The organism is Streptomyces plumbidurans (genome assembly GCF_019857225.1).
Lineage (GTDB): Bacteria > Actinomycetota > Actinomycetes > Streptomycetales > Streptomycetaceae > Streptomyces > Streptomyces plumbidurans.
The window spans coordinates 42,954-67,937 of record NZ_JAFJSY010000002.1 but is presented as its reverse complement, the minus strand read 5'-3'; the positions used below and the strand labels follow the sequence as shown (position 1 = coordinate 67,937).

Annotated in this window: 19 protein-coding genes; 5 read left to right on the top strand and 14 right to left on the bottom strand. The window is 70.6% G+C overall.

The features are described from left to right. Window positions 1–94: 94 nt before the first annotated feature. Window positions 95–655 (bottom strand): transcriptional regulator NrdR, encoded by a 561-nt coding sequence (gene nrdR / locus JYK17_RS01810; protein WP_222809618.1) that lies wholly within the window; start codon window positions 653–655, stop codon window positions 95–97. Between the two features lie 564 nt (window positions 656–1,219). Between nrdR and lexA the strand changes: the two genes are divergently transcribed. Beyond that, a complete protein-coding gene (lexA, locus tag JYK17_RS01805) occupies window positions 1,220–1,999 on the top strand; it encodes a transcriptional repressor LexA (protein ID WP_108007323.1) in 780 nt (259 codons plus the stop codon). A gap of 156 nt (window positions 2,000–2,155) precedes the next feature. Here lexA and JYK17_RS01800 read toward each other — a convergent pair whose 3' ends face one another. From JYK17_RS01800 to JYK17_RS01785, 4 genes are all read right to left on the bottom strand, one after another. Then, window positions 2,156–4,132: an ATP-dependent DNA helicase gene (locus JYK17_RS01800; RefSeq protein ID WP_222809617.1), complete on the bottom strand. Its 1,977-nt coding sequence runs from the start codon at window positions 4,130–4,132 to the stop codon at window positions 2,156–2,158. A gap of 335 nt (window positions 4,133–4,467) precedes the next feature. Further along, the gene (locus JYK17_RS01795; RefSeq protein ID WP_372464892.1) at window positions 4,468–5,295 is read right to left on the bottom strand and encodes a GNAT family N-acetyltransferase; all 828 of its coding nucleotides are present in this window, start codon (window positions 5,293–5,295) and stop codon (window positions 4,468–4,470) included. Window positions 5,296–5,541: 246 nt separating this feature from the next. Continuing rightward, entirely contained in the window at window positions 5,542–7,440 is a 1,899-nt protein-coding gene (locus JYK17_RS01790) for an IucA/IucC family protein (RefSeq protein ID WP_222809687.1), read from the bottom strand. A 213-nt stretch (window positions 7,441–7,653) separates the two neighbouring features. Then, window positions 7,654–9,282: an aminotransferase class III-fold pyridoxal phosphate-dependent enzyme gene (locus JYK17_RS01785; protein ID WP_222809686.1), complete on the bottom strand. Its 1,629-nt coding sequence runs from the start codon at window positions 9,280–9,282 to the stop codon at window positions 7,654–7,656. Between the two features lie 680 nt (window positions 9,283–9,962). Here JYK17_RS01785 and JYK17_RS01780 point away from each other — a divergent pair. After that, the gene (locus JYK17_RS01780; protein ID WP_222809616.1) at window positions 9,963–11,198 is read left to right on the top strand and encodes a trypsin-like serine peptidase; all 1,236 of its coding nucleotides are present in this window, start codon (window positions 9,963–9,965) and stop codon (window positions 11,196–11,198) included. Between the two features lie 272 nt (window positions 11,199–11,470). Continuing rightward, entirely contained in the window at window positions 11,471–12,712 is a 1,242-nt protein-coding gene (locus JYK17_RS01775; RefSeq protein ID WP_222809615.1) for a trypsin-like serine peptidase, read from the top strand. A 95-nt stretch (window positions 12,713–12,807) separates the two neighbouring features. Here JYK17_RS01775 and hflX read toward each other — a convergent pair whose 3' ends face one another. The 6 genes from hflX to miaA all read right to left on the bottom strand — a co-directional run bounded on the left by hflX (window position 12,808) and on the right by miaA (window position 20,993). Next, on the bottom strand, window positions 12,808–14,301 hold the full coding sequence (gene hflX / locus JYK17_RS01770) for a GTPase HflX (protein WP_222809614.1): 1,494 nt from the start codon (window positions 14,299–14,301) through the stop codon (window positions 12,808–12,810). A gap of 123 nt (window positions 14,302–14,424) precedes the next feature. Continuing rightward, window positions 14,425–16,017, bottom strand: a complete 1,593-nt coding sequence (locus JYK17_RS01765) for a M1 family metallopeptidase (RefSeq protein ID WP_222809613.1) — start codon at window positions 16,015–16,017, stop codon at window positions 14,425–14,427. Between the two features lie 82 nt (window positions 16,018–16,099). Next, a complete protein-coding gene (locus JYK17_RS01760) occupies window positions 16,100–18,229 on the bottom strand; it encodes a RelA/SpoT family protein (protein ID WP_222809612.1) in 2,130 nt (709 codons plus the stop codon). Window positions 18,230–18,527: 298 nt separating this feature from the next. Next, a complete protein-coding gene (gene dapF / locus JYK17_RS01755) occupies window positions 18,528–19,397 on the bottom strand; it encodes a diaminopimelate epimerase (protein WP_108007335.1) in 870 nt (289 codons plus the stop codon). A gap of 46 nt (window positions 19,398–19,443) precedes the next feature. After that, a complete protein-coding gene (locus JYK17_RS01750) occupies window positions 19,444–19,947 on the bottom strand; it encodes a hypothetical protein (RefSeq protein WP_108007337.1) in 504 nt (167 codons plus the stop codon). Window positions 19,948–20,054: 107 nt separating this feature from the next. After that, window positions 20,055–20,993, bottom strand: a complete 939-nt coding sequence (gene miaA, locus JYK17_RS01745) for a tRNA (adenosine(37)-N6)-dimethylallyltransferase MiaA (RefSeq protein ID WP_108007339.1) — start codon at window positions 20,991–20,993, stop codon at window positions 20,055–20,057. A 182-nt stretch (window positions 20,994–21,175) separates the two neighbouring features. On the opposite strand from miaA, the gene JYK17_RS01740 reads away from it, so the two are divergent. Both JYK17_RS01740 and JYK17_RS01735 read left to right on the top strand, forming a co-directional pair. Further along, complete coding sequence (locus JYK17_RS01740) at window positions 21,176–21,514, top strand: hypothetical protein (RefSeq protein ID WP_128801749.1); 339 nt, start codon at window positions 21,176–21,178, stop codon at window positions 21,512–21,514. A 38-nt stretch (window positions 21,515–21,552) separates the two neighbouring features. Next, the gene (locus tag JYK17_RS01735) at window positions 21,553–21,852 is read left to right on the top strand and encodes an antitoxin (RefSeq protein WP_128801750.1); all 300 of its coding nucleotides are present in this window, start codon (window positions 21,553–21,555) and stop codon (window positions 21,850–21,852) included. 159 nt (window positions 21,853–22,011) lie between these two features. Here JYK17_RS01735 and JYK17_RS01730 read toward each other — a convergent pair whose 3' ends face one another. From JYK17_RS01730 to JYK17_RS01720, 3 genes are all read right to left on the bottom strand, one after another. Then, the gene (locus JYK17_RS01730) at window positions 22,012–22,731 is read right to left on the bottom strand and encodes a class III extradiol dioxygenase subunit B-like domain-containing protein (RefSeq protein ID WP_108007515.1); all 720 of its coding nucleotides are present in this window, start codon (window positions 22,729–22,731) and stop codon (window positions 22,012–22,014) included. Between the two features lie 191 nt (window positions 22,732–22,922). Further along, entirely contained in the window at window positions 22,923–24,440 is a 1,518-nt protein-coding gene (miaB, locus tag JYK17_RS01725; RefSeq protein ID WP_108007345.1) for a tRNA (N6-isopentenyl adenosine(37)-C2)-methylthiotransferase MiaB, read from the bottom strand. 88 nt (window positions 24,441–24,528) lie between these two features. Then, entirely contained in the window at window positions 24,529–24,927 is a 399-nt protein-coding gene (locus tag JYK17_RS01720; RefSeq protein WP_108007347.1) for a pyrophosphohydrolase domain-containing protein, read from the bottom strand. Between the last annotated feature and the right edge of the window lie 57 nt (window positions 24,928–24,984).

Here is a 24,984-nt window from a genome sequence, read left to right as displayed (position 1 = left end):
CTGGTGTTGCGGGCAACTCGCGCTGCCCTCCGCAACAGGTCCTGGATCGCCGCCGGCGGCCGGTTCCGGATCTTCCCCCGGTTCCGGCCCGTCGTCAGTCGGCGGCGCGGGCGGGCTCGGGGACCTCGACGGCCCTCGCGCTCCCGCAGTGGTCTTGCCGGCTCCCCGCGACGGCTTCTTCGCGGTCGTCGTTGTCCGCGGCGGCGGGTCGCGTCCCCTCCCTCAGTTCCGCGATGGCCGTCTCGAAGTCGTCGAGCGAGTCGAACGCCCGGTAGACGGAGGCGAATCGCAGATACGCGACAAGGTCGAGCTCCTGCAACGGGCCGAGTATGGCCAGCCCCACGTCGTGGGTGGTCAACTCGGCGCTCCCCGTGGCTCGCACCGCCTCCTCGACCCGCTGGCCGAGCTGGGCGAGTGCGTCCTCTGTGACAGGCCGCCCCTGGCATGCCTTGCGCACGCCGTTGATGACCTTGGTACGGCTGAAAGGCTCGGTGACTCCGGACCGCTTGACCACCATGAGCGAACACGTCTCCACAGTCGTGAAACGACGGGAGCAGTCCGGACACTGGCGGCGCCTGCGGATCGACGTGCCGTCGTCGGTCGTACGACTGTCGACGACACGGCTGTCGGGGTGCCTGCAGAAGGGGCAGTACATGGCTTCCAACCCTCCTCGCAGCAGACTCAATAGCCTCGTTGGGCCTCACGGGCCCCTCGAAGCAGTCCCAAGCATAGGCGATCTCCTGGAGCCTGAAGACCCTGGGGACCACAACTTCTGGGCTGCTGGTGAAATCCAACCACTAGATGTGGGGATTGGCCCATACATTCACGCTACGCGCGCGTGTCGCGGCCGTATTGGCATGTGCCAGGCGTCCGTGGCGACGCTCCGGATCCGGATGTGCACGGGCGTACCGCTCCGGCACATGCGGAGATACCGTGGGCGCCGCAGGGAGGCGTCGTGGGGCTCCCGCAGAGATGAGAGTCTCTCCCCTGTTGACGGAATGCCGGATGGCAGACTGGGGCAGGAACCCACGAGGTCAGCACCCCGGTGGTGAAGAGTACGACAATGGGCCTCTTTGTCCGCCAGGTGCCGCGTTAGCTGTACACCCAGACACATGATCAAGTCAGGCTATCCGCGGTTTTTCACTCGAACGTGTGTTTGGCGCAACCTTTCGAAAGCAACTACCGTTGTCCAGCAGGGAGACCATCGAGAGGGGCCGACGTGACCACCACCGCAGACAGTGCCACCATCACTGCCCAGGACCGCTCCCAGGGCCGACTCGAGCCGGTGCATGCCATGAACGAAGTTGTGAACCCAGAGGGGCACAAGCGCTCCCTGCCTGGTCGACCTCCAGGCATCCGCGCGGACAGCTCCGGGCTCACCGACCGGCAGCGCCGAGTGATCGAAGTCATCAGGGACTCCGTGCAGCGGCGCGGGTACCCGCCGTCGATGCGGGAGATCGGCCAGGCGGTCGGCCTGTCGAGCACCTCCTCGGTCGCACACCAGCTGATGGCACTGGAGCGCAAGGGATTCCTGCGGCGCGACCCGCACCGCCCGCGCGCCTACGAGGTCCGCGGCTCCGACCAGGGCGCCACCGTGCAGCCCACCGACACCGCGGGCAAGCCCGCCGCGTCGTACGTCCCCCTGGTCGGCCGGATCGCCGCCGGTGGCCCGATCCTCGCCGAGGAGTCGGTCGAGGACGTCTTCCCTCTCCCCCGCCAGCTGGTCGGCGACGGCGAGCTGTTCGTACTGAAGGTCGTCGGTGACTCGATGATCGAGGCCGCGATCTGCGACGGCGACTGGGTCACCGTCCGCCGCCAGCCCGTCGCCGAGAACGGCGACATCGTCGCGGCCATGCTGGACGGCGAGGCCACCGTCAAGCGCTTCAAGCGCGAGGACGGCCACGTCTGGCTCCTCCCGCACAACGCCGCGTACGAGCCCATCCCCGGCGACGACGCGACCATCCTCGGCAAGGTGGTGGCAGTGCTGCGCCGCGTATGACGGCTGCGGCGGGCGGCTCACTCGGTTAGCCGCCCCGTGACCGGGCCCCGGGACCCCTGCGCCGGTTCCGGGGCCCTGTGCTGTCCGGGCCCCGCTGACTGACGCATACGGACCGGGGGTTAGCCTGACGCGGCCCCGCGTCAGGCTCACCCCCGGTCACTCGGCCTCTGCCTGCGTCGCCGCCGCATCGATCGCCGCGAGCGACCTCCGGACCTGGTTGCGGTCCGTGGTGTACCAGAAGTCCGGCAGTGACGCCTTGAGATAGCTGCCGTACCGCGCTGTGGCCAGACGCTGGTCCAGTACGGCCACCACGCCACGGTCACCCGTCGCCCTTACGAGGCGGCCGGCGCCCTGGGCCATCAGCAGCGCGGCGTGTGTGGCGGCGACCGCCATGAAGCCGTTGCCGCCCGCGTCCTCCACGGCCTTCTGGCGTGCGCTCATCAGCGGATCGTCCGGACGCGGGAAGGGGATCTTGTCCATGACGACCAACTGGCAGCTGGGGCCGGGCACATCGACGCCCTGCCAGAGCGACAGCGTGCCGAAGAGACAGGTTTTCGGATCGGCCGCGAAGTTCTTGATGAGCTCTCCGAGTGTCTCTTCGCCCTGGAGGAGGATCGGGAACTCCGGGATCCGGGAGCGCAGTTCCTCGGCGGCGAGCTGGGCGCCTCGCATCGAGGAGAAGAGGCCGAGCGTGCGCCCGCCCGCTGCCTGGATCAGCTCCGACAGCTCGTCCATCATGTCGGCACGGTCACCGTCCCGCGCGGGGCGCGACAGGTGCTTGGCCACATAGAGGATGCCTTGCCGGGGATAGTCGAACGGCGAGCCGACGTCGACTCCCTTCCACTGCGGCAGGTCCTCGCCCTGCGTGCCCTCCGGGGCGAGCCCGAGGGAGGCGCCAACGCCGTTGAAGTCGCCGCCGAGCTTCAGGGTCGCGGAGGTCAGGACCACGGAGCGGTCGGCGAAGAGCTTCTCTCGGAGCAGTCCCGACACCGACATGGGGGCGACGCGCAGGGAGGCGCCGAAGCGGTCGTGGCGCTCGTACCAGACCACGTCCCACTCGGAGCCGTTGGTGACCCGCTCCGCCACGTCGTGCACCGACTCCACCGACGCCAAGGCCTGCTTGCGGACCGCGTCCTCGTCCTGGACGGACTTGTCGCGGGTCGCGCCGATCCCGGAGATCACCGTGCGGCAGGCGTCACGCAGCGCCATGAGCGCGTACCCGAGGTCTTCCGGGATCTCCTCCAGGCGACCCGGAAGGGCCAGCTCCATCAGCCGCTCGAAGCCCTCGGCAGCGGTCTGGAGCTGGTCGGCCGCCTTCTCGTTGACGAGTTTCGCCGCACGGCGCACCGCGCGGTTGACCTGGCCGGGCGTGAGCTCGCCCGTCGCGACCCCGGTGACCCGGGAGACCAGCTCATGCGCCTCGTCCACGATCAGCACCTCGTGCTGCGGCAGAACCGGGGCGCCCTCGATGGCGTCGATCGCCAGCAGCGCGTGATTGGTGACGACGACATCGGCGAGCTTGGCGCGCTCACGGGCCATCTCGGCGAAGCACTCCGCGCCGTACGCGCATTTCGTGGCGCCCAAACACTCGCGGGACGAGACCGACACCTGCGCCCAGGCCCGGTCGGACACTCCTGGCGTGAGGTTGTCGCGGTCCCCGGTCTCGGTCTCGTCCGACCAGTCACGCAGCCGCAACAGGTCCTGGCCCAGCTTGCTGGTGGGCGCGGCCGCCTCGAACTGGTCGAAGAGCCCCTCCTCCTCGTCCTGCGGGACGCCCTCGTGAAGGCGGTGCAGACAGAGGTAGTTCGACCTGCCCTTCAGCATCGCGAACTCCGGGCGGCGGCGCAGCAAGGGGTGCAGCGCCTCGACCGTACGCGGCAGGTCACGCTCGACCAGCTGGCGCTGCAGAGCGAGGGTGGCCGTCGCCACGACGACGCGCTCCCCGTGTGCAAGCGCGGGCACGAGGTAACCCAGCGACTTTCCGGTGCCGGTGCCGGCCTGGATGAGCAGATGGGAGCCGTCGTCGATCGCCTCCGCGACGGCTTCGGCCATGGTCACCTGGCCGGGGCGCTCCGTGCCGCCGACGGCTGTTACGGCAGCGTGCAGGAGTTCGGGGAGTGAGGGCTTCGTCATAGCCCGACCACCCTACGACCCGGCACTGACAAAGGGGCGATCAAGGCGGGGACGAGGGGTGGGATCAAGGTCGGGGGCTCCTGGGTGTGAGGGGTGGGGTGGGTGGCTCTGCGGGGTGGGCTGGTGGGGGCGATTGTCGGGGCGTGGGTGCGGGCGCGAGTGCGGGTGCGGGTGCGGGTGGCAGGTGTGGGTGGGGGTGCGGGTGGCGGGTGTGGGTGGGGGTTGCTTACGTGGGGTGGGGGCGTGTGAGTCGATGCGGTGGAAATCGGCTGTCGTCGATGGGAACCGGATCGGCGCGAGCGGTGTACCAAGAGTGATGATGTCGCCGCACGGCGTCACATCACATGGCGCAGGGACCGGTCCCGGATCATGAGGGCGGCTCGCTTGGCGGGCAGGTCGACCTCGGCGGCGAATCGGAAGCCTGCGCTGAGAAAGGCAGCGACGGAGGGGGTGTTGCGAAGGTCTGGTTCCGCGATGACGCGTGCGCAGGAGGGCCGCTTGTCGAGCGCGAGGTCGGCTACAGCTCTGAGCAGTGTGCTGCCGAGCTTGCGGCCACGGTCGGCGACCTCACCGATGAGGAGGTGGACACCAGTGTCATGAGGTCGTAGTGGAGTGTGGCGGGCCAATGGGTCGAGGTCCGCCCGGTAGATCTCCCAGTAGCTCATCGGTGCGCCTTCCAGCACCCCGAGGCACGGAACGCTGCGTCCGTCCCCGGTGAGCTGAGTCCGCAGGTGGCTCTCGGTCAGAGTCTGGGGTCCGGCCAGCTCCCAGAACTCCGCCACGGCAGGGTCGTTCATCCAGCGGACGATCAACGGCAGGTCACGCTCGACCTGTACGGGGACGAGCTGGAACACCCCCACGGGGGTGACCACCGGGCCCCAGGCGGCGACGTGGTCGAGAAGGTCGTCGCCGGTCACGGAGAGGGAAGCGGGCGACGTCATGTCCATACGCCGACTCGGTGCCGTGCCGGTGCAACTCTCCGCCGCGAAGAGCGCGAGCAGTTCGTCGGGCAGACGCAGATCCAGTGTGTCTTCACTGTCCGTGCCTTCGCAGGTGCTGCTCTCGGCCGTGCCGGGGCTCTCGGCGGCGCCCATGTCGGGCGCTGTGGCGGTGGCTGAGTGCGCGGTAGGAGCTGGGTGGGCGGTGGCGTCGGTGGGAGGCACGGCGACGCTCCTCTCAGAAGTGGGGGTGGGGCATGTTCCTCAGGGCGAAAACGTGGTTGGAGAGGGGGAGTTGGTGATGTGCGGGCAGGGCGGTCAGTGCGAGAGCCGTCGGGGCTGCGAGGACAGGGGGTCGGGAGGACTGGCTGGACTGAGAGGGCTGAAAGGGCTGAGAGGAGTGGGCGGACGGGCGGGATGGGCGGGGCCGGCAGGACGAACAGCACGGGCGGGCAGGTGGGACATGGGCCGTCAGGTAAGGAGGGGGTTGGGGATGGTGACATAGATGGACTGGGTGTCGACCGGGCCGACGAGTTCGTCCAGACCGTGCAGCCGGGTCAGGAGATTGGCCTTGCAGCGCAGGACGGGTGAGTCGAGCAGGTGGGACGGGAGTGAGGTGCGCAGGCGGGCGGGACCTGAGGCGCCGCCTTCGAGGAAGCGGCGGAAGGCGGCCAGCAACAGCCCCTCGTCGGCGAGGCGTTGGGAGCCGAAAGCGCCAATGAGACCGAGCACATTGTTGATCGCGAGGTAGTAGAGGAAGCGCTCGTCGGTGACCTCGTCGGGGACGAAGGTGTCGCTGTGCTGACCGATCCCGGGAAGCCGGGCGTCGAGTTCAGTGCGCCGGGACTCACGGAAGTAGTAGCCCTGGTTGTCCCGGTAGCGCCCTCCCTCCGGCCAGCCGTCGGTGTCCAGCAGGACGAGCGTGTTCTGCTGGTGGGCCTCCAGGGCGATTCCCGCCTCGGCGTCCAGCCACAGCACGGGACGGACGACCTGTTCGAGGTAGCGCAGGAACCACTCGGCGGCCACGGCTCCACGAGGCTGGCCCGTACGGCCCGCGAGACGGTTGATGATCGTCGCCAGTCGCGACTGCAGGACGCACGGCTGCGCCTCCGGGTGGAGCAAAGGGCCTGCGGGGGTGACGCCTGGCTCGGCCTGTGGACGGGGCGAGACGAGCCCGGCGAGGCAGGAGACGTCGTCCGAGGCGCTGAACGGGTTGTGCCTGATCACCACGTCGAGCCCGGACACGGGGTTGCCGTCCGGTGAGTCGACCGCGAGCCAGGCCGGGTCGCGCACGATGTAGAACCCCGGGTGCGCGGCCTGCCACTGCTGCGCCAGCCCACTGCGCAGCAGGCGGTGGACCTCGACGCCGCGATGCAGTTCCTTGCGGAGGTTCTCGCGGCGGGAGTTGGTGATCCGCAAGCCGAGCGACAGCTTGAGCATGGCGGGGGCGCCGGTTCGGTGGACAGTACGTACGGAGGAGGTGGGATACCAGGGCGGGCCGGCCGCACCGAGGTCTCGAAGGAGCCCGGCGTCGATGAGCGCCGCTGTCTCAGGGCGTCGCTGGATGTCGCGCAACTGCCACGGGTGCATGGGGAGGGCTGCGTGGCCGTCGGGGAGGGGGAGGTGAGTGTCGGCGAGTCGGGCGATGAGCCGTGGCGCGGGGACGAGGCGGCCGCGTTCGGTCCAGGCTGAGTCGGTGGCGAGCAGGGAGGGAGCGACAGCAAGCCAGTGCAGGGGGAAGGAGCCGCGCAACTCCGGTGAGTACAGGGCTGCTTCTGCCTCGGAGAGACCTTCGCGGCTCTTCGGGGTGGGGTGCAGAGGGTGCCCGAACACGAGCGCCTGCTCGGCGGCCAGGAAGAGATCGGGCGCTTCGGCAGAGTGCGTGCGACGTTCACGGATGAAGGTGGTGGTACGGCGAAGGGAGTCGGCGACGCGGGCGACCAGGTCGGGAGCGGGCGTGGTGTCGGTGCCCGGTGTCTCGCGGGCGAGGAGAGCCGCAATGGTGACCGCGTCGGCCGCTCGGGACTCTTCGGGGCTGTCGGCGAAACGCGGGAGACCGAAGCGGTGCCATCCCGTCGGCGACCAGTAGTGAACCGGGGCGAGCAGTGCCGTGCCGCTCGCGGGCAGAGGGATACGGAGCGTGGCGTCGTCGGGGGCCGGGAGGCCGGTTTCCCGGACCCAGCAGCGCAGCAGGTTCTCGACGGCCGCAGCGTCGGCCGCGGTGCCCGGGTCGGGGTGGTCGAGGAGATCGAGGGCAGCGGGGCGGCAGGGGTCTGCGGCCGCGGCTGCTGGGGTCCGCTGCTCGGGGACGCGTTCCTGTGGGGAGAGCCTGTCCTGCTCCGGGAGCCCGCCTCGCGGTTCGTTGGGCATTCGGTCCGGGGAGCGTTCGGAGGCGGAGCTCTTCTCGTCGACGGAGACGGAGACGGCGGCCTCTGAGCTGTGGGTGCCGGTTGCAGATGTGGGGGTGGGCTTCACGAGGGTCCTCAAGGAAGGTTCTGAGTCGGGCGGTGCGGCGGGTCCCCGCCGCCGGGGCCGCTGCGCGCGGACGTGGATGTCGAGCTGGGCGAGCGCTGCGCGTATGCGTCAGCCGCTCGGCAGGGTTGCCTTCTCGGCACGGTGGTCCTGCCGTCGTCTCCGGAGGTCGGCCTCCGCCGGTGGACGGAACCCTCGGGATGCGCCGGCATGGGCGCGGGCTGCCGCCTTTACGGCATCGGCCAGGCGGTCGAGTACCGCCGCTGCCTGTTCGTCGCTGATCGTCAGCGGTGGGAGCAGCCGTACGACACTGGTGTGGGGTCCAGCGAGTTCGACGATCAATCCGCGGCGCAGGCATTCGCGCTGGACGGCGGCAGCGAGTTCGGGAGCGGGGGGTGGCGGGGCGGCGTGGGCGCCAGCCGACGTCTGCGCCGCTGCCGGATCGGGCCCTCCGTCCCAAGCCGCAAGGCGGCTTGCGCCCCACCGAGACCCGCAGGGCGCACCCACCTCGCTCCGGCTCGCGCCCCGCGCCCGCCTCGCCCTGGCCTCCGCCTCGACCTCCGTCTCTGCCTGCGCCTCCACCTTCACGTCCGCTTCCACAAACTCAACGCCCAGCATCAGTCCCCGCCCGCGCACATCCCCCACACACGGGAACTCCCGTGCCAGTGGACGGAGTTGGTCGAGCATGCGGGCTCCGAGGGCGGCTGCTCGGTCGGCGAGGCGGTTTTCGCGGACGTAGGTCAGGGTCGCCGTGCCCGCGGCCATGGCGAGTTGGTTGCCGCGGAACGCGCCGGTGGCAGCGTCGGGTTGCCCGGGGTCGAGATCGTCGCGGTGGATCAGCAGCGCGAGCGGAAGGCTGCCTCCGATGGCATTGGAGAGGACCATGACGTCGGGGGTGATGCCGCTGTGCTCCACCGCCCAGAAGGCCCCCGTGCGTCCGACGCCCGTCTGGATCTCGTCCGCGATGAGCGGGATGGAGTGGGCGGCCGTGATCTCCCGCATACGCCGCATCCAGGCGTCGGGCGCGGGAAGCACTCCGCCCTCGCCCTGGACGGGTTCGAGGATCAGCCCGGCGGGGTGCGGGACATCCGGTCCGAGGTCGTCGAGGGCGGACTCGGTCCAGCGGGCGGCGAGTTCGGCGCCTTGGCGACCGCCGACGCCGAACGGGCAGCGGTAGTCCTGCGGATAGGGGAGCCGGGCAATCGGCGCGAGGGGGTCGGCGGATGTGACGGAGACGGCGGCGGCGTAGGAGTCGCGGGAGGCATCGGGGGCTGACAGCGCTTCGGTGGTCGTGCCGTGGTGGGCGCCGGTGAAGGCCAGGATGCCGGTGCGGCCGGTCGCGGACCGTACCAGCTTGCAGGCTTCCTCTACCGCGTCGGTTTCCGAAGGACCGCAGAACTGCACGCGCGCGTGATCGGCGAGGCCTGGTGGGAGGGTGTGGAAGAGCTCGGTGATGAAGGCGTCCTTGACGGGAGTCGCCAGGTCGAGGGCGTGCAAGGGAGCGCCGGAGTCAAGGACCCTGCGGATCGCCTCCAGTACGACGGGGTGGTTGTGACCGAGGGCCAGCGCCCCGGCGCCGGAAAGGCAGTCGAGGTAGCGACGGCCGTCGGCGCCCTCGATGGTCATCCCGCGGGCGCGCACGGGCACGATCGGCAGGGTGGCGCCGGCATACGTGCGCGCCGCAGATTCGCGCGCCGCCTGACGCCGTAGGACCCCCTCGTGCACGGCGCGCGCCGGCAGGGAAGTCAGGTCTGCGGCCCGGTTACCGATACTCGCGCCGGTCGCATCCTCGCCGGAAGCTCCCTCCGACGCACTCCCCACACACGCAGGCTTGGCCACGGCTTCCAGTCCTCCCGCCCATACACCGCCCACAGACGCAGGGGACCGCACACGGACAGCAGACCCCCCACCGCTACCAACCCCCCATGGGTGAACGGGTTACGGGCCGCCTCAAGATCCTTGGCGCACAGGACACCTACTCAGCCGCCGCCCCTCCCCCCTCGCGCTCCCCCGAGCACCTCAACACCTCGCCACGCGCCCCATCCCGGCACACCTCACCACGCGCCCCATCCCCGCACACCTCACCACGCGCCCCATCCCCGCACACCTCACCACGCGCCCCATCCCCGCACACCGCACCACGCGCCCCATCCGCGCACTCCTCACCCCGGCCCGCCACTCCACCTCAACCCCCTCGCCCCCACCCCCGCACGACCCCCTGCAACGCCGCCAACGCCGCCAACCACCCCCTTTTCCGGACGAATTGGCTGATCAGGCGCTCCGTAGCGAAACCGTTGCCGTTCCGTGGGCGCCCACCCACAGCGAGCGCATAGTGTGTGATGCCGTTCCAGGGCAGGCTGCCGAGCCAGGCCGCCGAGGCCGGGCCGGCCCGTACGTTCACCTCAGGGGGAGTTCAGACCATGCGATCCACACGGCCGTCGTTCCACGTCCGGCGAGACAGGGGTACGCGCCGCGGAACCTCCCCCGTCGTCGCCGCCGTTGCCCTCGCGTCGGTGCTGGCGCTCACCGCCACCGCCTGCAACTCGGGGGACGACAAGGCCGACGGCCAGGCGGCGTCCGCCTCGGCCGCCGGCGCCGACGACACCGGTGACGGCAAGATCAAGATCCCGGACGACATCAGGCAGAAGCTCAAAGAGCACGGGATCGACATCGACAAGTGGAAGCACGGGGCCTGGAAGAACTGGGACAAGGACGACTGGCTGCGCGAGGCCAACGACTTCGTCAACCCCATCATCAACGGCCTGTGGGACCCGGACCGGATGCGGCACGCCGACGACCCGGACAAGGGCGTCGACGACAACGACCTCTCCGGTGACCAGGGAGTGACCGACCCGACGCCCGCGCCGGTGAACGCCAAGGCCGTGGCGCCTACGTACCACGCGAACGCCGCGACGGCGGGCAAGGTGTTCTTCGACTCCCCCGAGGGCACGATGGTGTGCTCGGCGACGGTCGTCGAGGACCCGGCGCATCCGGGCAAGTCGAATCTCGTGTGGACGGCGGGCCACTGTGTGCACGCCGGCAAGAAGGGCGGCTGGTACCGCAACATCGCGTTCGTGCCGTCGTACAACGACTCGGGCAAGAGCGCCGATCAGCTGCAGAACGCGACCAAGGAAGAGGTCGCCCCCTACGGCGTCTACTGGGCCGACTGGGCGCAGACTTCCCAGCAGTGGATCGAGCAGGGCGGTGAGACGGGCGGCAACGGCGCGCCGTACGACTACGCCGTCATCCATGTGACGCCGGAGAAGGGCGGCAACGGCAAGTCGCTGGAGGAGACGGTCGGTTCGGCGCTTCCTGTGAACTTCAACGCCCCGGCCGTGCCGAAGGTTCCCAGCATCACGGCGACCGGCTACCCGGCAGCCCCGCCGTACGACGGCCAGAAGCTGTACCAGTGCACGGACAAGCCGGGCCGTCTGTCGATCGACACCGCGGCCCCGACGATGTACCGCATCGGCTGCACCATGACCGGCGGTTCATCCGGCGGCGGTTGGGTGGCCACCGGCTCGGACGGCAAGCCCGCGCTGGTGTCCAACACCTCGATCGGCCCGGTGACCTCGGGCTGGCTGGCGGGCCCGCGACTGGGTGACGTGGCCAAGGGTGTGTACGACTCTGTGAGCAAGAAATTCGCCGGGCAGTGAACCGCCGATCGGCGTCCGCAGTGACCGGCCGATGGGCACAGACTGATGGGCACAGACAGGGGTGGGGCGCCTCACGGAAACCTTCACCGTCCCGCCCCTGTTCGCCCTCAACCCCACCGGCATAGTGGGGTGTTGCTTCCCAGGGACAGGTTCGGCGCTCAACCCGGAACCAACGAGTCAGAATCGACACGTCGGAACCGGCAAGTCAGGACCGACACGTCAGAACTGGCAAGCACATGGCAGACATACGTTCCAACGGGGGTTACCGCACCATGCGTTCCACACGTACGCCCGCACCGTCATCACGCGACCGACGCACCCACCGCACCGACCACACTCCGCGCACCCGTCGCACCGCTCTCGTCGCCACCGGTCTGGTCGCGGCGCTCGCGCTGACCGCGACCGCCTGCAACGGCTCGGACGACAACTCGAGCGGCAAGCCCGACGGCACCATCACCGCCTCGGCGAGCGGCGGCGACGGCAAGCTCAAGATCCCCTCCGACATCGCGAGCAAGCTCAAGGACCACGGCATCGACGTCGACGAGTGGGCCAAGGGCGGCTGGAAGAACTGGGACAAGGACAAGTGGCTCAGCCAGGCCAAGGACTTCGTCAACCCGGTGATCGAGGGTCTGTGGAAGCCGGAGCGGATGCAGTCCGCGAAGGAGGCCAACAAGACGGTCTCCACCAAGGACGCGGCCGCCGACCAGGGCGTCAGCGATCCTGAGCCGGCGCCGGTGCAGGCCCAGGCCGAGAAGACGCCGTACCACCAGCACGCGGCCCCGGTCGGCAAGGTCTTCTTCGACTCCCCCGAGGGCTCGATGGTCTGCTCGGGCACGGTGATCAAGGACGTCAACCACCCGGGCAAGTCGAACCTGGTGTGGACGGCGGGCCACTGCGTGCACGCCGGCCAGGGCGGCGGCTGGTACCGCAACATCGCCTTCGTGCCGGCCTACAACGACCAGGGCCTGTCGGAGTCGCAGCTCAGCAGCGCCGACTCCACGCAGGTCGCTCCCTACGGCGAGTACTGGGCGGACTGGGCCTCCACCTCCAACCAGTGGATCCAGGGCGGCTCGGAGACGGGCGGCGCGGGTGCCGCGTACGACTACGCCATCCTGCATGTGAAGCCGGAGCGGGGCTCCAAGTCCCTTGAGGAGACGGTCGGCGCGGCCCTCGACGTGGACTTCTCGGCACCCGCGCCGCGCGAGGTGTCGAGCATGGGCGCCTGGGGATACCCGGCGGCTCCGCCGTTCAACGGCCTGAAGATGTTCCGCTGCATCGACCGGCCCGGCCGGCTCTCGCTGAGCCCCTCGCTGCCGACGATGTACCGCATCGGCTGCACCATGACCGGCGGCTCGTCCGGCGGCGGCTGGTTCCGCGTGGTGAACGGCAAGACCGAGCTGGTGTCCAACACCTCGATCGGCCCGTCGAACAACACCTGGCTCGCGGGCCCGCAGCTCGGCAAGGGCGCGCAGAAGCTGTACGAGAACATGAGTGAGACCTACGGCGGTCAGTGACGCCGCAACGCACAAGGCCCGCCCCCTGATGGTGCATTTCAGGGGCGGGCCTTGTGCGTTGCGGATCGCCGTTCTTCGCAGCGGACCGCCGTGGATCAGAGGGCCGGAGCGGGTGCGTACGGCTGGAGTTCCGCCGCGAGTTCCTCGTGCACCCGCACCTTGAGCAGGGTGCCCTCCGGGGTGTGCTCCTCGGAGATCACCTCGCCCTCGTCGTGGGCGCGGGCCACCAGCTTGCCGTGGGTGTACGGCACCAGCACCTCGATCTCGACGGACGGCCTGGGCAGTTCGTTGTCGATGAGGGCCAGCAGTTCGGTGATGCCGCGGCCGGTGCGGGCCGAGACGGCGATGGCGCGCTTCTCGATCCGCAGGAGCCGCTGAAGGGTCAACGGGTCGGCCGCGTCCGCCTTGTTGATCACGACGATCTCGGGCACGTCGGTGGCGCCGACGTCCCTGATCACCTCGCGCACGGCGGCCAGCTGCTCCTCCGGGTCGGGGTGCGAGCCGTCCACCACGTGCAGGATCAGGTCGGACTCGCCGACCTCCTCCATGGTGGAGCGGAACGCCTCGACCAGGTGGTGCGGCAGATGCCGGACAAAACCGACCGTGTCCGCCAGCGTGTACAGACGGCCGCTGGGCGTCTCCGCGCGGCGGACGGTCGGGTCCAGGGTCGCGAACAGTGCGTTCTCGACCAGGACGCCCGCACCCGTCAGGCGGTTGAGCAGCGAGGACTTGCCGGCGTTGGTGTAACCCGCGATGGCCACCGAGGGCACCTTGTGGCGCTTGCGCTCCTGGCGCTTGATCTCGCGGCCCGTCTTCATGTCCGCGATCTCCCGGCGCATCTTCGCCATCTTCTCGCGGATCCGTCGCCGGTCCGTCTCGATCTTGGTCTCACCGGGACCACGGGTGGCGAGGCCGCCGCCCTTGCCGCCGCCCATCTGACGGGACAGCGACTGACCCCAGCCTCGCAGCCTCGGCAGCATGTACTGCATCTGCGCGAGAGCGACCTGCGCCTTGCCCTCTCGGGACTTGGCGTGCTGGGCGAAGATGTCGAGGATCAGGGCCGTACGGTCGATGACCTTGACCTTGACGACGTCTTCCAGGTGGATGAGCTGCCCCGGGCTGAGCTCGCCGTCGCAGATGACGGTGTCCGCGCCCGTTTCGAGCACCATGTCGCGCAGTTCGGTGGCCTTGCCGGAACCGATGTACGTGGCGGCGTCCGGCTTGTCGCGGCGCTGGATCACGCCGTCGAGCACGAGCGCGCCCGCGGTCTCCGCGAGGGCGGCGAGCTCCGCGAGGGAGTTCTCGGCGTCCCGGACCGTACCCGTGGTCCACACACCTACGAGCACGACCCGCTCCAGGCGGAGCTGGCGGTACTCGACCTCGGTGACGTCCTCGAGCTCTGTGGAAAGGCCCACCACGCGGCGCAGGGCCGCGCGGTCCGAGCGGTCGAACTGGTCGCCGTCCCGATCTCCGTCGATCTCGTGGCTCCAGGCGACGTCCTCTTCCATCAGGGCATCGGCCCGAAGACCTTCGGCGTAGTTCTGCGCGAAGCGCTCAGTGTCCTGGGAAGGGGATGAAGAGGAGGTCATTGGATCCTTACGTCGATGGGAAGTGACTCGATACTCACAACGTACGAGTACCCCGGGAGATTCCCGGGACCCGAGTCACGGACTGGAAGATGGTCGCACGGCACGGCCCGTCTCGTCATCGCCTTATTTCGCGGCCTTGGCGGTGCTGGAGGCCTTGGGCGCCTTGGCGGCCTTCGGGTTCTTGGCGTCCGGTGCGTCCGACTTCCAGTCCGGGTGACCGGGCATCGGAGGGGTCTTCTCGCCGTACAGCCATGCCTTGAAGAAGCCGCTCAGGTCGCGCCCGGAGATCTGGGAGGCGAGCCGCTCGTAGTCGGCGGTCGAGGCCGTCCCGTCGCGGTGCAGGCTCACCCACCTCCGCTCCAGCTTCTCGAAGGCCGGCCGGCCGATCTCCTGGCGCAGGGCGTAGAGCGCGAGCGCGGCGCCGTCGTAGACGTTCGGCCGGAAGATGCTGATCTTCTGGCCGGGCCGGGGCCCCTTGGGTGCGGCCGGCGGGCCGCCGTCCGCGCGCCAGCCGTCGGAGGCGGCGTACGCGGCCTTCATGCGCTTGTCCATGGACTTGCCGGCCTTCTCCTGCGCGTACAGGGCCTCGTACCAGGTGGCGTGCCCTTCGTTGAGCCACAGGTCGGACCAGGTGCGGGGGCTGACGCTGTCGCCGAACCACTGGTGGGACAGCTCATGGACCATGATCGACTCGACGTACCAGTCGGGGTAGGTGTTGCCGGTGAAAAGCTCTCTCTCGAAGAGAGAGAGTGTCTGCGTCTCGAGTTCGAAGCCGGTGGAGGCGTCCGCCATGAGCAGGCCGTACGTCTCGAAGGGGTAGCGGCCGACCTTGCTCTCCATCCAGGCGATCTGGTCGGGGGTCTTGGCGAGCCACGGTTCGAGTGCCTTGCGGTCCTGGGTGCGTACGACGTCGCGTACGGGCAGGCCGTGCGGTCCGGTGCGGTGCAGCACGCTGGAGCGGCCGATGGACACCTGGGCGAGTTCGGTGGCCATGGGGTGCCGGGTGCGGTACGTCCACGTGGTCGCCCTGGCGGACCGCTCCCGGTCGGTCTGTACTCCGTTGGCCACGGCCGTGTAGCCGTTGGGGGCGGTGATCCTGATCTTGAACATCGCCTTGTCGGAGGGGTGGTCGTTGCACGGGAACACCAGGTGCCCGGCGTCGGCCTGGTTGGCCATCGCCAGCCCGTCGGAAGTCTGCACCCAGCCGCCGTCCTGGCCCTTCGCGGGTACGGGGTCGCTGGTGTGCCGCACGGTGATCCGCGTCCAGCTGCCCGCGGGCAGCGGTGTGGCGGGCGTGACGACGAGGTCCTCGCCCGCACCGGCGAACGTGGCCGGCCGGCCGTCGACCGTCACCGACTCGACCTTGCCGTGAGCGAAGTCGAGGTTGAGGTGGTCCAGGCTCTCGGTGGTCCGCGCGCTGATGGTGGTGACGGCCTGGAGCGGCTTGCTGTTGCTGCCGGCATACCTGAACGAGAGGTCGTACGACTGCACGTCGTAGCCGGGGTTGCCGAGGTCCGGGAAGAGGCGGTCACCGATGCCCGCGGGGGTGGCGGGCGCGCCGGCGGCGAGGAGGCAGACGGAGACGGCGGAGGCGAGCAGCGCGGTCGCCTTCAGGCGGCGCGATCGCGGTGGCCTACGACGGAACCGGGACGGGTTGCCGGGCCGGGGACCGTGGGCGCCCGTTCCTGTGGTCTGGGAGCGAGGGGTGAGCAGCATGGATCACCGCTATCAGCGCACACGCCCCGAACGGCGCCGACTCGCGATCGGCCCACTCGAATGGGTTCTCCCGCCCCCGGCGTCAAGCCCCCGATGTCTGCGCCCGGCTCACGTCGTACACGCCCGGTACGTTGCGCATCGCTCGCATCAGGGCGGGGAGGTGTGCTGCGTCGGGGAGCTGGACCGTGTAGGTGTGGCGGACGCGTTGCTGGGTGGGGGGTTCGACCGTGGCGGAGACGATCTCGGCGCCTTCGAGGGCCATGGCCTCCGTGAGGTCGGCCAGCAGGTGCGGTCGGCCGAACGATTCGGCATGCAGGGTGACCCGGCACTCGGTGGTGTCCCCCCAGCGCACGCCGACCTCCGGGCGCCCCGCGCTCTTCATGCGCTCCACCGCGGCGCACTCGACGCGGTGGACGGTGACCACGCCGCCGCGTACGGCGAAACCGGTCACCTCGTCGGGAGGCACGGGCGTACAACAGCCGGCGAGGCGTACGGTCGCGCCGGGCCGGTCGACGACGATGTCATCGGTGGTGGAGCGCAGGGCGGCGCCCTCGCCGACGGGCCGGGGAGCGGTCGCGGGCGCCTCCTCGATCTCCAGCAGCCGCTCCGGCTCGCTCTCCTGCGCGTCGTCGTGGGCCGGGTGGGCCGCGAGCCAGCGCTGGATGGCGATACGGGCGGCGGGCGTGTGCGCGTGCTCCAGCCACTCCCTGGATGGCTCGGAGGCCGGGTCCTGGCCCATCAGGAGCTGGACCGTGTCGCCGTCCCGCAGGACCGTACTCAGCGTCGCCAGGCGGCCGTTGACGCGGGCGCCGATGCACGCGTGCGCGTCCTCGCCGTACTGCGCGTACGCGGCGTCGACGCAGCTGGCGCCCTCGGGCAGGCCCAGTGTGCCGCCGTCCGGCCGGAAGACGGTGATCTCGCGGTCCTGGGCGAGGTCCTCGCGGAGGGTCGACCAGAACGTGTCGGGGTCGGGCGCTCCCTCCTGCCAATCGAGGAGGCGGGAGAGCCAGCCGGGGCGGGTGGGGTCGACCCGCTCGCCGTCGGTCGGATCGTCGGGCGCCGGGGCGTACGGGTTGCCCAGTGCGATGACCCCGGCCTCCGCGACCTTGTGCATCTGGTACGTGCGGATGAGGACCTCGGCGACCTGGCCGTCCGCCCGCGCGACCGCGGTGTGCAGCGACTGGTACAGGTTGAACTTGGGGACGGCGATGAAGTCCTTGAACTCCGAGACCACGGGGGTCATGCAGGTGTGCAGTTCTCCGAGGACGCCGTAGCAGTCCGCGTCCTCGTTCACCAGTACCAGCAGGCGGCCGAAGTCGGCGCCGCGCAGTTCGCCGCGCTTGCGGGCGACACGGTGGACGGAGACGAAGTGCCGCGGCCGGATGAGCACTTCGGCCTGGATGCCGGCCTCGCGAAGGACGCCGCGCACCTCGTCGGCGATGTCGGCGAGCGGGTCGTCGGCGCGGGAGGCGTTGTCGACGATCAACTCCCGTGTGTACTCGTACTCCTCGGGGTGCAGGATCGCGAAGACGAGGTCCTCCAGCTCGGTCTTGAGCGCCTGGACGCCGAGCCGTTCGGCGAGCGGGATGAGGACGTCCCGGGTGACCTTGGCGATGCGCGCCTGTTTCTCGGGGCGCATGACGCCGAGGGTGCGCATGTTGTGCAGCCGGTCGGCGAGTTTGATCGACATCACGCGGACGTCGCTGCCGGTGGCGACGAGCATCTTGCGGAAGGTCTCGGGCTCGGCGGCGGCGCCGTAGTCGACCTTCTCCAGCTTCGTGACGCCGTCGACGAGATAGCGGACCTCCGCCCCGAACTCCTCGCCGACCTGATCGAGGGTCACATCGGTGTCCTCGACGGTGTCGTGGAGCAGAGAGGCCGTCAAAGTCGTTGTTTCGGCGCCGAGTTCGGCGAGGATCAGGGTCACGGCGAGCGGGTGCGTAATGTACGGCTCGCCGCTCTTGCGCATCTGGCCGCGGTGCGAGGACTCGGCCAGCACATAGGCGCGGCGCAGCGGTTCGAGGTCGGCGCCCGGGTAGTGGGCGCGATGGGCGTCGACGACATGACTGATGGCGCTGGGCAGCCGGTCTCGGGCGGTGGGGCCGAGCAGCGCGGCACGGCCGAGGCGGCGCAGATCGATGCGCGCTCGCCAGCGCGCGGCCGAGCCTGCTACCGGACCTGGGGTCGCGGGGTTGGTCGCCTCCGCACTCATGGGCACCTCCGGCTGCATCGACCGGCGGACGGGGTGCCCCAGGACGGACACGGCTCAGGGGATGGCAACGGTCCCCCGCCCGGGCCGGTGCTTGATGCTACCGAGCCCATCACGTGCGACCGACCGCCTCTCGCCGAGCGTGAAACGGATCACTCATTCGAGCGAAGGTCTGTAGGTTTACGATTTCGCGCCATGCGAAAGGCGGACGGCCATGGTTTCGAACGCCCGGTCGTCGCACCGGTAGTTGACGCGTGCACCTTCCGATGCACACGCCTGCGATCCCAAGCCGCCGTCCCACTCACTGGGCGATCTTTTCCAGCCACTCGCCGTCGATCTCGCCCTCGGCGACGATCACCGCGGGACCGGTCATCTCGATCTCGCCGTCGGTCCGCTCGGTGATCACCAGCGTTCCCCCGGGCACATCGACGGTGTACGTCGCCGGGGTGCCGGTGACGGCCGGGTCGGCGCCGTCCCGGCGGGCGGCGGCCACGGCGACCGCGCACGCGCCCGTGCCGCAGGAGCGGGTCTCGCCGGAGCCGCGCTCGTGCACGCGCATCGCGACGTGCCGGGCGCCGCGGTCGACCACGAACTCGACGTTCACACCGTCCGGGTAGGCGGAGGCCGGACTGAACGGCGGGGGCGTGTACAGATGGCCGGCGTGCGCGAGGTCGTCGACGAACGCGACCGCGTGCGGATTGCCCATGTTCACGTTCCGCGCGGGCCAGTTGCGCTCGCCCACGCTCACGGTGACGTCCCCCTCGGGCAGGCGCGCCCTGCCCATGCCGACGGTGATGTCGCCGTCCTTGTCGATGTGCACGCCCTTCACGCCACCGCGCGTGGCGATCGCGAGGTCCCCCTCGCCGGCGTACCCGGCGCGCTGGAGGTAGCGCGCGAACACGCGCACGCCGTTGCCGCACATCTCCGCTACCGAGCCGTCGCCGTTGCGGTAGTCCATGAACCACTCGGCCTCGGCCGCCATGTCCCGCGCCTCGGGATGCGCGGCGGACCGCACGACGTGCAGCAGACCGTCACCGCCGATGCCCGCGCGGCGGTCGCACAGGGCGGCGACGGCGGCCGGGGGCAGGTCGACGGCGTTCTCGGGGTCCGGGACGATCACGAAGTCGTTCTCCGTGCCGTGCCCCTTGAGGAAGGCGATCCGCGTGCTCATGCCTCGATCGTACGGTGTGGGTACGACAACCCCGCGCGCGTGATCGTCAGCGCAGCCGGGCCACGCGCCACACGGCGAGCACCACGACCGCCGCGACGACCACGACGTACGCCAGCACGACCCGCCAGTCCGGTCTGCGCCCGGAGCCCCGCTGCGGCAGTCCCGGCCACGTGTAACCGACGCGGCGCGCGGCCATCATTCCCCAGCCGGCGGCACAGGAGCAGATCAGCAGTCCCAGCATGGCGATCACCGCGCCGCTGTCGCCGAAGTCGAAGGCGAGCGGGAAGGCGAACATCAGGGAGCCGACCGCGGCCAGGGCGACGATGGGAGCGAGCTGCCAGATGCGCAGCCGCCGCTGCGGGCGCAGCTCCACCTCGACCTCGGGGCCGCCGGCGAACATCTCGTCGGGCTCCGGGCCGTCGGCGGTGACGCCGCCCTGTGTGTCGTCGGGCCCGTCGGGGCTCAGACGGTCCTCGTCCTCCTCCTGATCACCGCTTTCGACGGTGAGGGGCTCGGTGCCTTGTGCGGTGTCGCGAGGGCCGGCCTCCATCGCCACGCGCCCTCCCAACTAGGACTCCACTGGTCGATCGAAGCTCGATGATGGCACGGCGCCGAAGGCCGGGATGACGGCCGGAGCGTCCCGATGCCATGACGTGATCAGGCTGTAACCGGTCGTTCGACCAAGGCCATTGCGAGCTGCGGAAGTTCTGTGACATCCGCCGCAGCCCCACTGAGCCAGTGCACCCGTGGGTCGCGCCTGAACCATGAATCCTGGCGGCGCGCGAAGCGCTTGGTGGCTCTCACGGTCTCGGCCCGCGCCTCCTCGAGCGTGCACTCCCCCGCGAGCGCCGCGAGCACCTGCTGATAGCCGAGCGCGCGCGCAGCCGTACGCCCCTGGCGCAGGCCCTGCGCCTCCAGCGCGCGCACCTCCTCCACGAGCCCGGCGTCCCACATGCGGTCCACCCGGCGGGCGATGCGCTCGTCGAGCTCGGGGCGGGCCACGTCGACGCCGATCTGCACGGTGTCGTAGACCGAGTCGTGCCCGGGGAGATTGGCGGTGAAGGGCTGTCCGGTGATCTCGATCACCTCGAGCGCCCGGACGATACGGCGGCCGTTGCTGGGCAGGATCGCCTGCGCCGCCCCGGGATCGGCGGCGGCCAGGCGGGCGTGCAGCGCTCCGGAGCCGCGCAGCGCGAGCTCCTGCTCGAGGCGCGCCCTGACCTCGGGGTCGGTGCCGGGGAACTCGAGGTTGTCGACGGCCCCGCGGACGTACAGGCCGGAGCCGCCGACCAGGATCGGCCAGCGGCCGTCGGCGAGCAGGGCGTCGATCCTGGCGCGGGCCAGGCGCTGGTACTCGGCGACGGACGCCGTCACCGTCACGTCCCAGATGTCCAGGAGGTGGTGCGGGACGCCGCCGCGCTCCTCGGGCGTCAGTTTGGCGGTGCCGATGTCCATCCCCCGGTAGAGCTGCATGGAGTCGGCGTTGACGACCTCCCCACCCAGGCGCCGGGCGAGAAAAACACCCAGATCGGACTTTCCGGCCGCGGTGGGTCCGACGACGGCGATGACTCGGGGGGCGGGGGGTGCGCTGCTCACCGGACCAGTCTCGCAAACCCCCGAGGCGCTCCTCGAACGAGTTACGTGACGGGGCAGGGGCGGGGTCGTTGCCCGTTGCGAGGTTCTCGCCGCCGGTTTCGAGTGGCGGCGATCCGGGCGGCGCAAACGGGCGCACCGGACGACGCGGGATTTCGCCCGCACGAGTAACGTATGGAGTGGATATGGGCGTTTTCGCACGACTTCTCCGGAGGTCGAAGACTGCGGAGGAGGCGTCAACCGCCGGGGCACAGGCCGGCACACCGTCGGCCGGGTCCACGGCGGCCGAGCCTGCGGCCGAGGAGGCGGCAGAGGCGAAGGGATCCGGGGCCGCCGAGGCCGTCACCGGCACCGATGCCAAGGCCGATGCTGAGGCCGAGGGCGGAAGCGAGCGCGCGGCGGACGAGGCGGGGGCCGTCGAGGACGCTTCCCGTGACGCGTCCGGTGAGGGCGTCGAGATTCCCAAGCAGCAGTCCGCGGAGGCGGCGGCCGACAGCGAGGCCGGCGAGGACGCCCGCACGTAACCGCTCCGCGCGAGCCCGGTGACGACGGAAGGTGGACCATGGGTCTCCTGGACAATATGAAGGCCAAGCTCTCCCCGGCCAAGGACAAGGTGTCCGGCCTCGCGCAGCAGCACGGGGACAAGATCGCCCACGGCCTCGACCGGGCCGCGCAGGTCGTCGACGAGAAGACCAAGGGCAAGTACAGCGACCAGATCCAGACCGGGACCGGCAAGGCCAAGGGCGCCATGGACAGACTCGCGCACAAGGACGACCCGGGGGCCCCGGGCGACCCGGGCGACCCGGGGACGGGCGGCGGCACGACCGCGACGCCCCCGGACTCGCCTCCGCCGGCTTCCTGACCGGCAGCACGGCACGGCAGGACGGCAGGTCGCACGACAGCACGACAGCACGGCACATCGACGGACGGCTGCGGGGCCGAGGGCTCCCGGCCGTCCGCCGTGTCCGCGGTGCCCTCCGCGCCTGCCCTGTTCGCAGTTCCCGCCTTCGCGGTCGGTGCGCTACGACCAGGTCGCGACCAGATAGCCCACGCCGTACGGCGCGTCCTCGTACAGCAGGGCGCCACTCAGGCCCGCGCCCTCCGCCGCACCCGCGAGCACCTGCCACGGGGCCCGGCCGGACGCCTTCAGCTCGTACGCCAGCTCGGGGTCCAGCTCCTTGACGGCCGTCACGTCCGCCGCGCCCAGCGCACGTGCGACCTCCGCGTCGAAGGGGGCCGCCCGCTCATCGAGGTAACCGGGGGCCTTGAGCGTGCGGCAGGCGCTGGCGTCGCCCATCACCAGCAGCGCCACCCGCCCGGCACGGGAGGCGACGTCCCTTCCGACTTCAATACACCGCTCGGGCGCGAGAGGTTCCCCCACGCCGAGTCCCTCGATCGGGGCATCCGCCCACCCGATCCGCTCCAGCAGCCAGGCCCCCACGGCGAGCGAGGTCGGCAGGACCCGCTCCGCCTCCGCGCCAGATGCCTCCGGTACGCCCAGCCGTACGTCGACGTCCACGCCGAAGCCGCTGAACGAGCCTCGCGCGCCTTGCGGGTGCGCGCCGCGTCCGCTCTTCTCGGCGGGGCCTACGACCACCAGCAGGTCGGGCCGGGATGCGGCGAGCACCCCGAGCGCGTCGGCGCACGCCCTCCGGGCGGCGTCCAGTTCGGCCGCTGCGCCCGCCGCGACCTCGGGCACGAGCAACGGTGGGCAGGGGCAGACGGCGGCGGCGACAAGCATGATCGGCAGGGTACGCCGCCGGTACGCGCAGCGCGCCGACGCCTGGAGCCGCCGGGCGAGCGCCGCTCTGGGCGGATGATCCCGGCGTCCGCGTCCCGGCGTCCCGGCGCCCCGACCCTTCGGCGTCTGTCCGTTCGGCGTCTGTCCGTTCGGGTGTCTGTCCGTTCGGGTGTCTGTCCGTCCCCGTCCCGTCAGTCGCAGCCGCAGCCGCTGCCCGTCGCGACCGGCAGGGGCTCGGGGACGCCGATCTTCGGCAGACCCAGCATCACGCCCGCGGGCTTGGCCGCCTCGGCCGCGTTGCGCTTCTCCCAGGCGTCGCCCGCGCGCGTGCGGCGCACGTCGAGGACGGCGCCCTCGGCGAGGAGGTGGTGCGGGGCGGCGTAGGTGATCTCGACCGTGACCACGTCGCCGGGGCGCACCTCCTGCTCGGGCTTGGTGAAGTGGACCAGGCGGTTGTCGGGGGCGCGGCCGGAGAGGCGGTGGGTGGTGCCGTCCTTGCGGCCCTCGCCCTCGGCGACCATCAGTTCCAGGGTGCGGCCGATCTGCTTCTTGTTCTCCTCCCAGGAGATCTCCTCCTGGAGGGTGACGAGTCGCTCGTACCGCTCCTGGACGACCTTCTTGGGGATCTGGTCCTCCATGGTCGCGGCCGGGGTGCCGGGGCGCTTGGAGTACTGGAACGTGAAGGCCTGGGCGAACCGGGCCTCGCGGACGACGTGCAGGGTCTGCTCGAAGTCCTCCTCGGTCTCGCCGGGGAAGCCCACGATGATGTCGGTGGTGATCGCCGCGTGCGGGATGGCCGCCCGCACCTTCTCGATGATGCCCAGGTAGCGCTCCTGGCGGTACGAGCGGCGCATCGCCTTCAGGACGGTGTCCGAGCCGGACTGGAGCGGCATGTGGAGCTGCGGCATGACGTTCGGTGTCTCGGCCATGGCCGTGATCACGTCGTCCGTGAAGTCACGGGGGTGCGGCGAGGTGAAGCGGACGCGCTCCAGGCCCTCGATCTGTCCACAGGCGCGCAGCAGCTTGCTGAAGGCCTCACGGTCGCCGATGTCGGAACCGTACGCGTTCACGTTCTGCCCGAGCAGGGTGATCTCGGAGACGCCCTCGGCGACCAGCGCCTCGACCTCGGCGAGGATGTCGCCGGGGCGGCGGTCCTTCTCCTTGCCGCGCAGGGCCGGGACGATGCAGAACGTGCAGGTGTTGTTGCAGCCGACGGAGATCGACACCCACGCGGCGTACGCGCTCTCGCGCCGGGTCGGCAGCGTGGACGGGAACGCCTCCAGGGACTCGGCGATCTCGACCTGGGCCTCCTCCTGCACGCGTGCGCGCTCCAGCAGGACCGGGAGCTTGCCGATGTTGTGCGTGCCGAAGACGACGTCCACCCAGGGCGCCCTCTTCACGATGGTGTCGCGGTCCTTCTGCGCCAGGCAGCCGCCGACCGCGATCTGCATGCCGGGGCGCGCGGCCTTCTTCGGGGCGAGGTGGCCGAGGTTGCCGTACAGCTTGTTGTCGGCGTTCTCCCGGACCGCGCAGGTGTTGAAGACGACGACGTCCGCGTCGCCGTCCGAGCCCTCGGGGGCGCGCACATAACCGGCGTCCTCGAGCAGTCCCGACAATCGCTCGGAATCGTGGACGTTCATCTGGCACCCGTAGGTGCGCACTTCGTAGGTCTTCACGCCCACTGCCTGGCTCCGGTCGATGCTGCTCATGTGACAAGGGTAGGCGGTGCCGGAAGCGGCTCCGCTCGGCCTGTGGACAACCGGGCTCAGGGCCTCAGGGGTGGCCGCCCCCCGGCGCTCACGCGTCCGCCCACCCCTGGCGGCGCAGCACCGCCGACACGTCCGGGGCCTCGTAGTGCTCGCCCTTGAGGACCTTGCCGTCGGCTCTGCGCGCGACCTGACCGTCGGGGCCCACCTTGGTCATGTTGGAGCGGTGGATCTCGGCGATCACCGCGTCGAGGTCGATGCCGTGGACCAGGGCCGTGCCGTAGGCGACGTAGACGACGTCGGCCAGTTCGTGCGCCAGCTTGTCGAGCGGTCCGCTGACCGAGACCTCGGCGACCTCCGCCGCCTCCTCCGCGAGCAGCTCTCCGCGGTGGGCGGCCAGCGGGGCCGGGATCTCGGTGGGTGTGCTGCGGGCGTCCAGCCCTACGGCGAGGTGGAACTGGCGGACCAGGTCGGCGGGCGATGAGCTCATACGGCGACTGTATCGACCGGCACCGACACCGCCCCAGGTGATCCCTTTGCGGTCACG

Coding starts and splice junctions, on each gene's coding strand:
- JYK17_RS01775 (WP_222809615.1), top strand. CDS start 11,471: ATGCGTTCCACACGTACGCCCGCACCGTCATCACGCGACCGACGCACC.
- JYK17_RS01800 (WP_222809617.1), bottom strand. CDS start 4,132: ATGACGAAGCCCTCACTCCCCGAACTCCTGCACGCTGCCGTAACAGCC.
- JYK17_RS01735 (WP_128801750.1), top strand. CDS start 21,553: ATGGGTCTCCTGGACAATATGAAGGCCAAGCTCTCCCCGGCCAAGGAC.
- JYK17_RS01765 (WP_222809613.1), bottom strand. CDS start 16,017: ATGCTGCTCACCCCTCGCTCCCAGACCACAGGAACGGGCGCCCACGGT.
- JYK17_RS01790 (WP_222809687.1), bottom strand. CDS start 7,440: ATGCCCAACGAACCGCGAGGCGGGCTCCCGGAGCAGGACAGGCTCTCC.
- dapF (WP_108007335.1), bottom strand. CDS start 19,397: ATGAGCACGCGGATCGCCTTCCTCAAGGGGCACGGCACGGAGAACGAC.
- JYK17_RS01780 (WP_222809616.1), top strand. CDS start 9,963: ATGCGATCCACACGGCCGTCGTTCCACGTCCGGCGAGACAGGGGTACG.
- miaB (WP_108007345.1), bottom strand. CDS start 24,440: ATGAGCAGCATCGACCGGAGCCAGGCAGTGGGCGTGAAGACCTACGAA.
- JYK17_RS01720 (WP_108007347.1), bottom strand. CDS start 24,927: ATGAGCTCATCGCCCGCCGACCTGGTCCGCCAGTTCCACCTCGCCGTA.
- JYK17_RS01760 (WP_222809612.1), bottom strand. CDS start 18,229: ATGAGTGCGGAGGCGACCAACCCCGCGACCCCAGGTCCGGTAGCAGGC.
- nrdR (WP_222809618.1), bottom strand. CDS start 655: ATGTACTGCCCCTTCTGCAGGCACCCCGACAGCCGTGTCGTCGACAGT.
- JYK17_RS01750 (WP_108007337.1), bottom strand. CDS start 19,947: ATGGAGGCCGGCCCTCGCGACACCGCACAAGGCACCGAGCCCCTCACC.
- JYK17_RS01740 (WP_128801749.1), top strand. CDS start 21,176: ATGGGCGTTTTCGCACGACTTCTCCGGAGGTCGAAGACTGCGGAGGAG.
- JYK17_RS01730 (WP_108007515.1), bottom strand. CDS start 22,731: ATGCTTGTCGCCGCCGCCGTCTGCCCCTGCCCACCGTTGCTCGTGCCC.
- hflX (WP_222809614.1), bottom strand. CDS start 14,301: ATGACCTCCTCTTCATCCCCTTCCCAGGACACTGAGCGCTTCGCGCAG.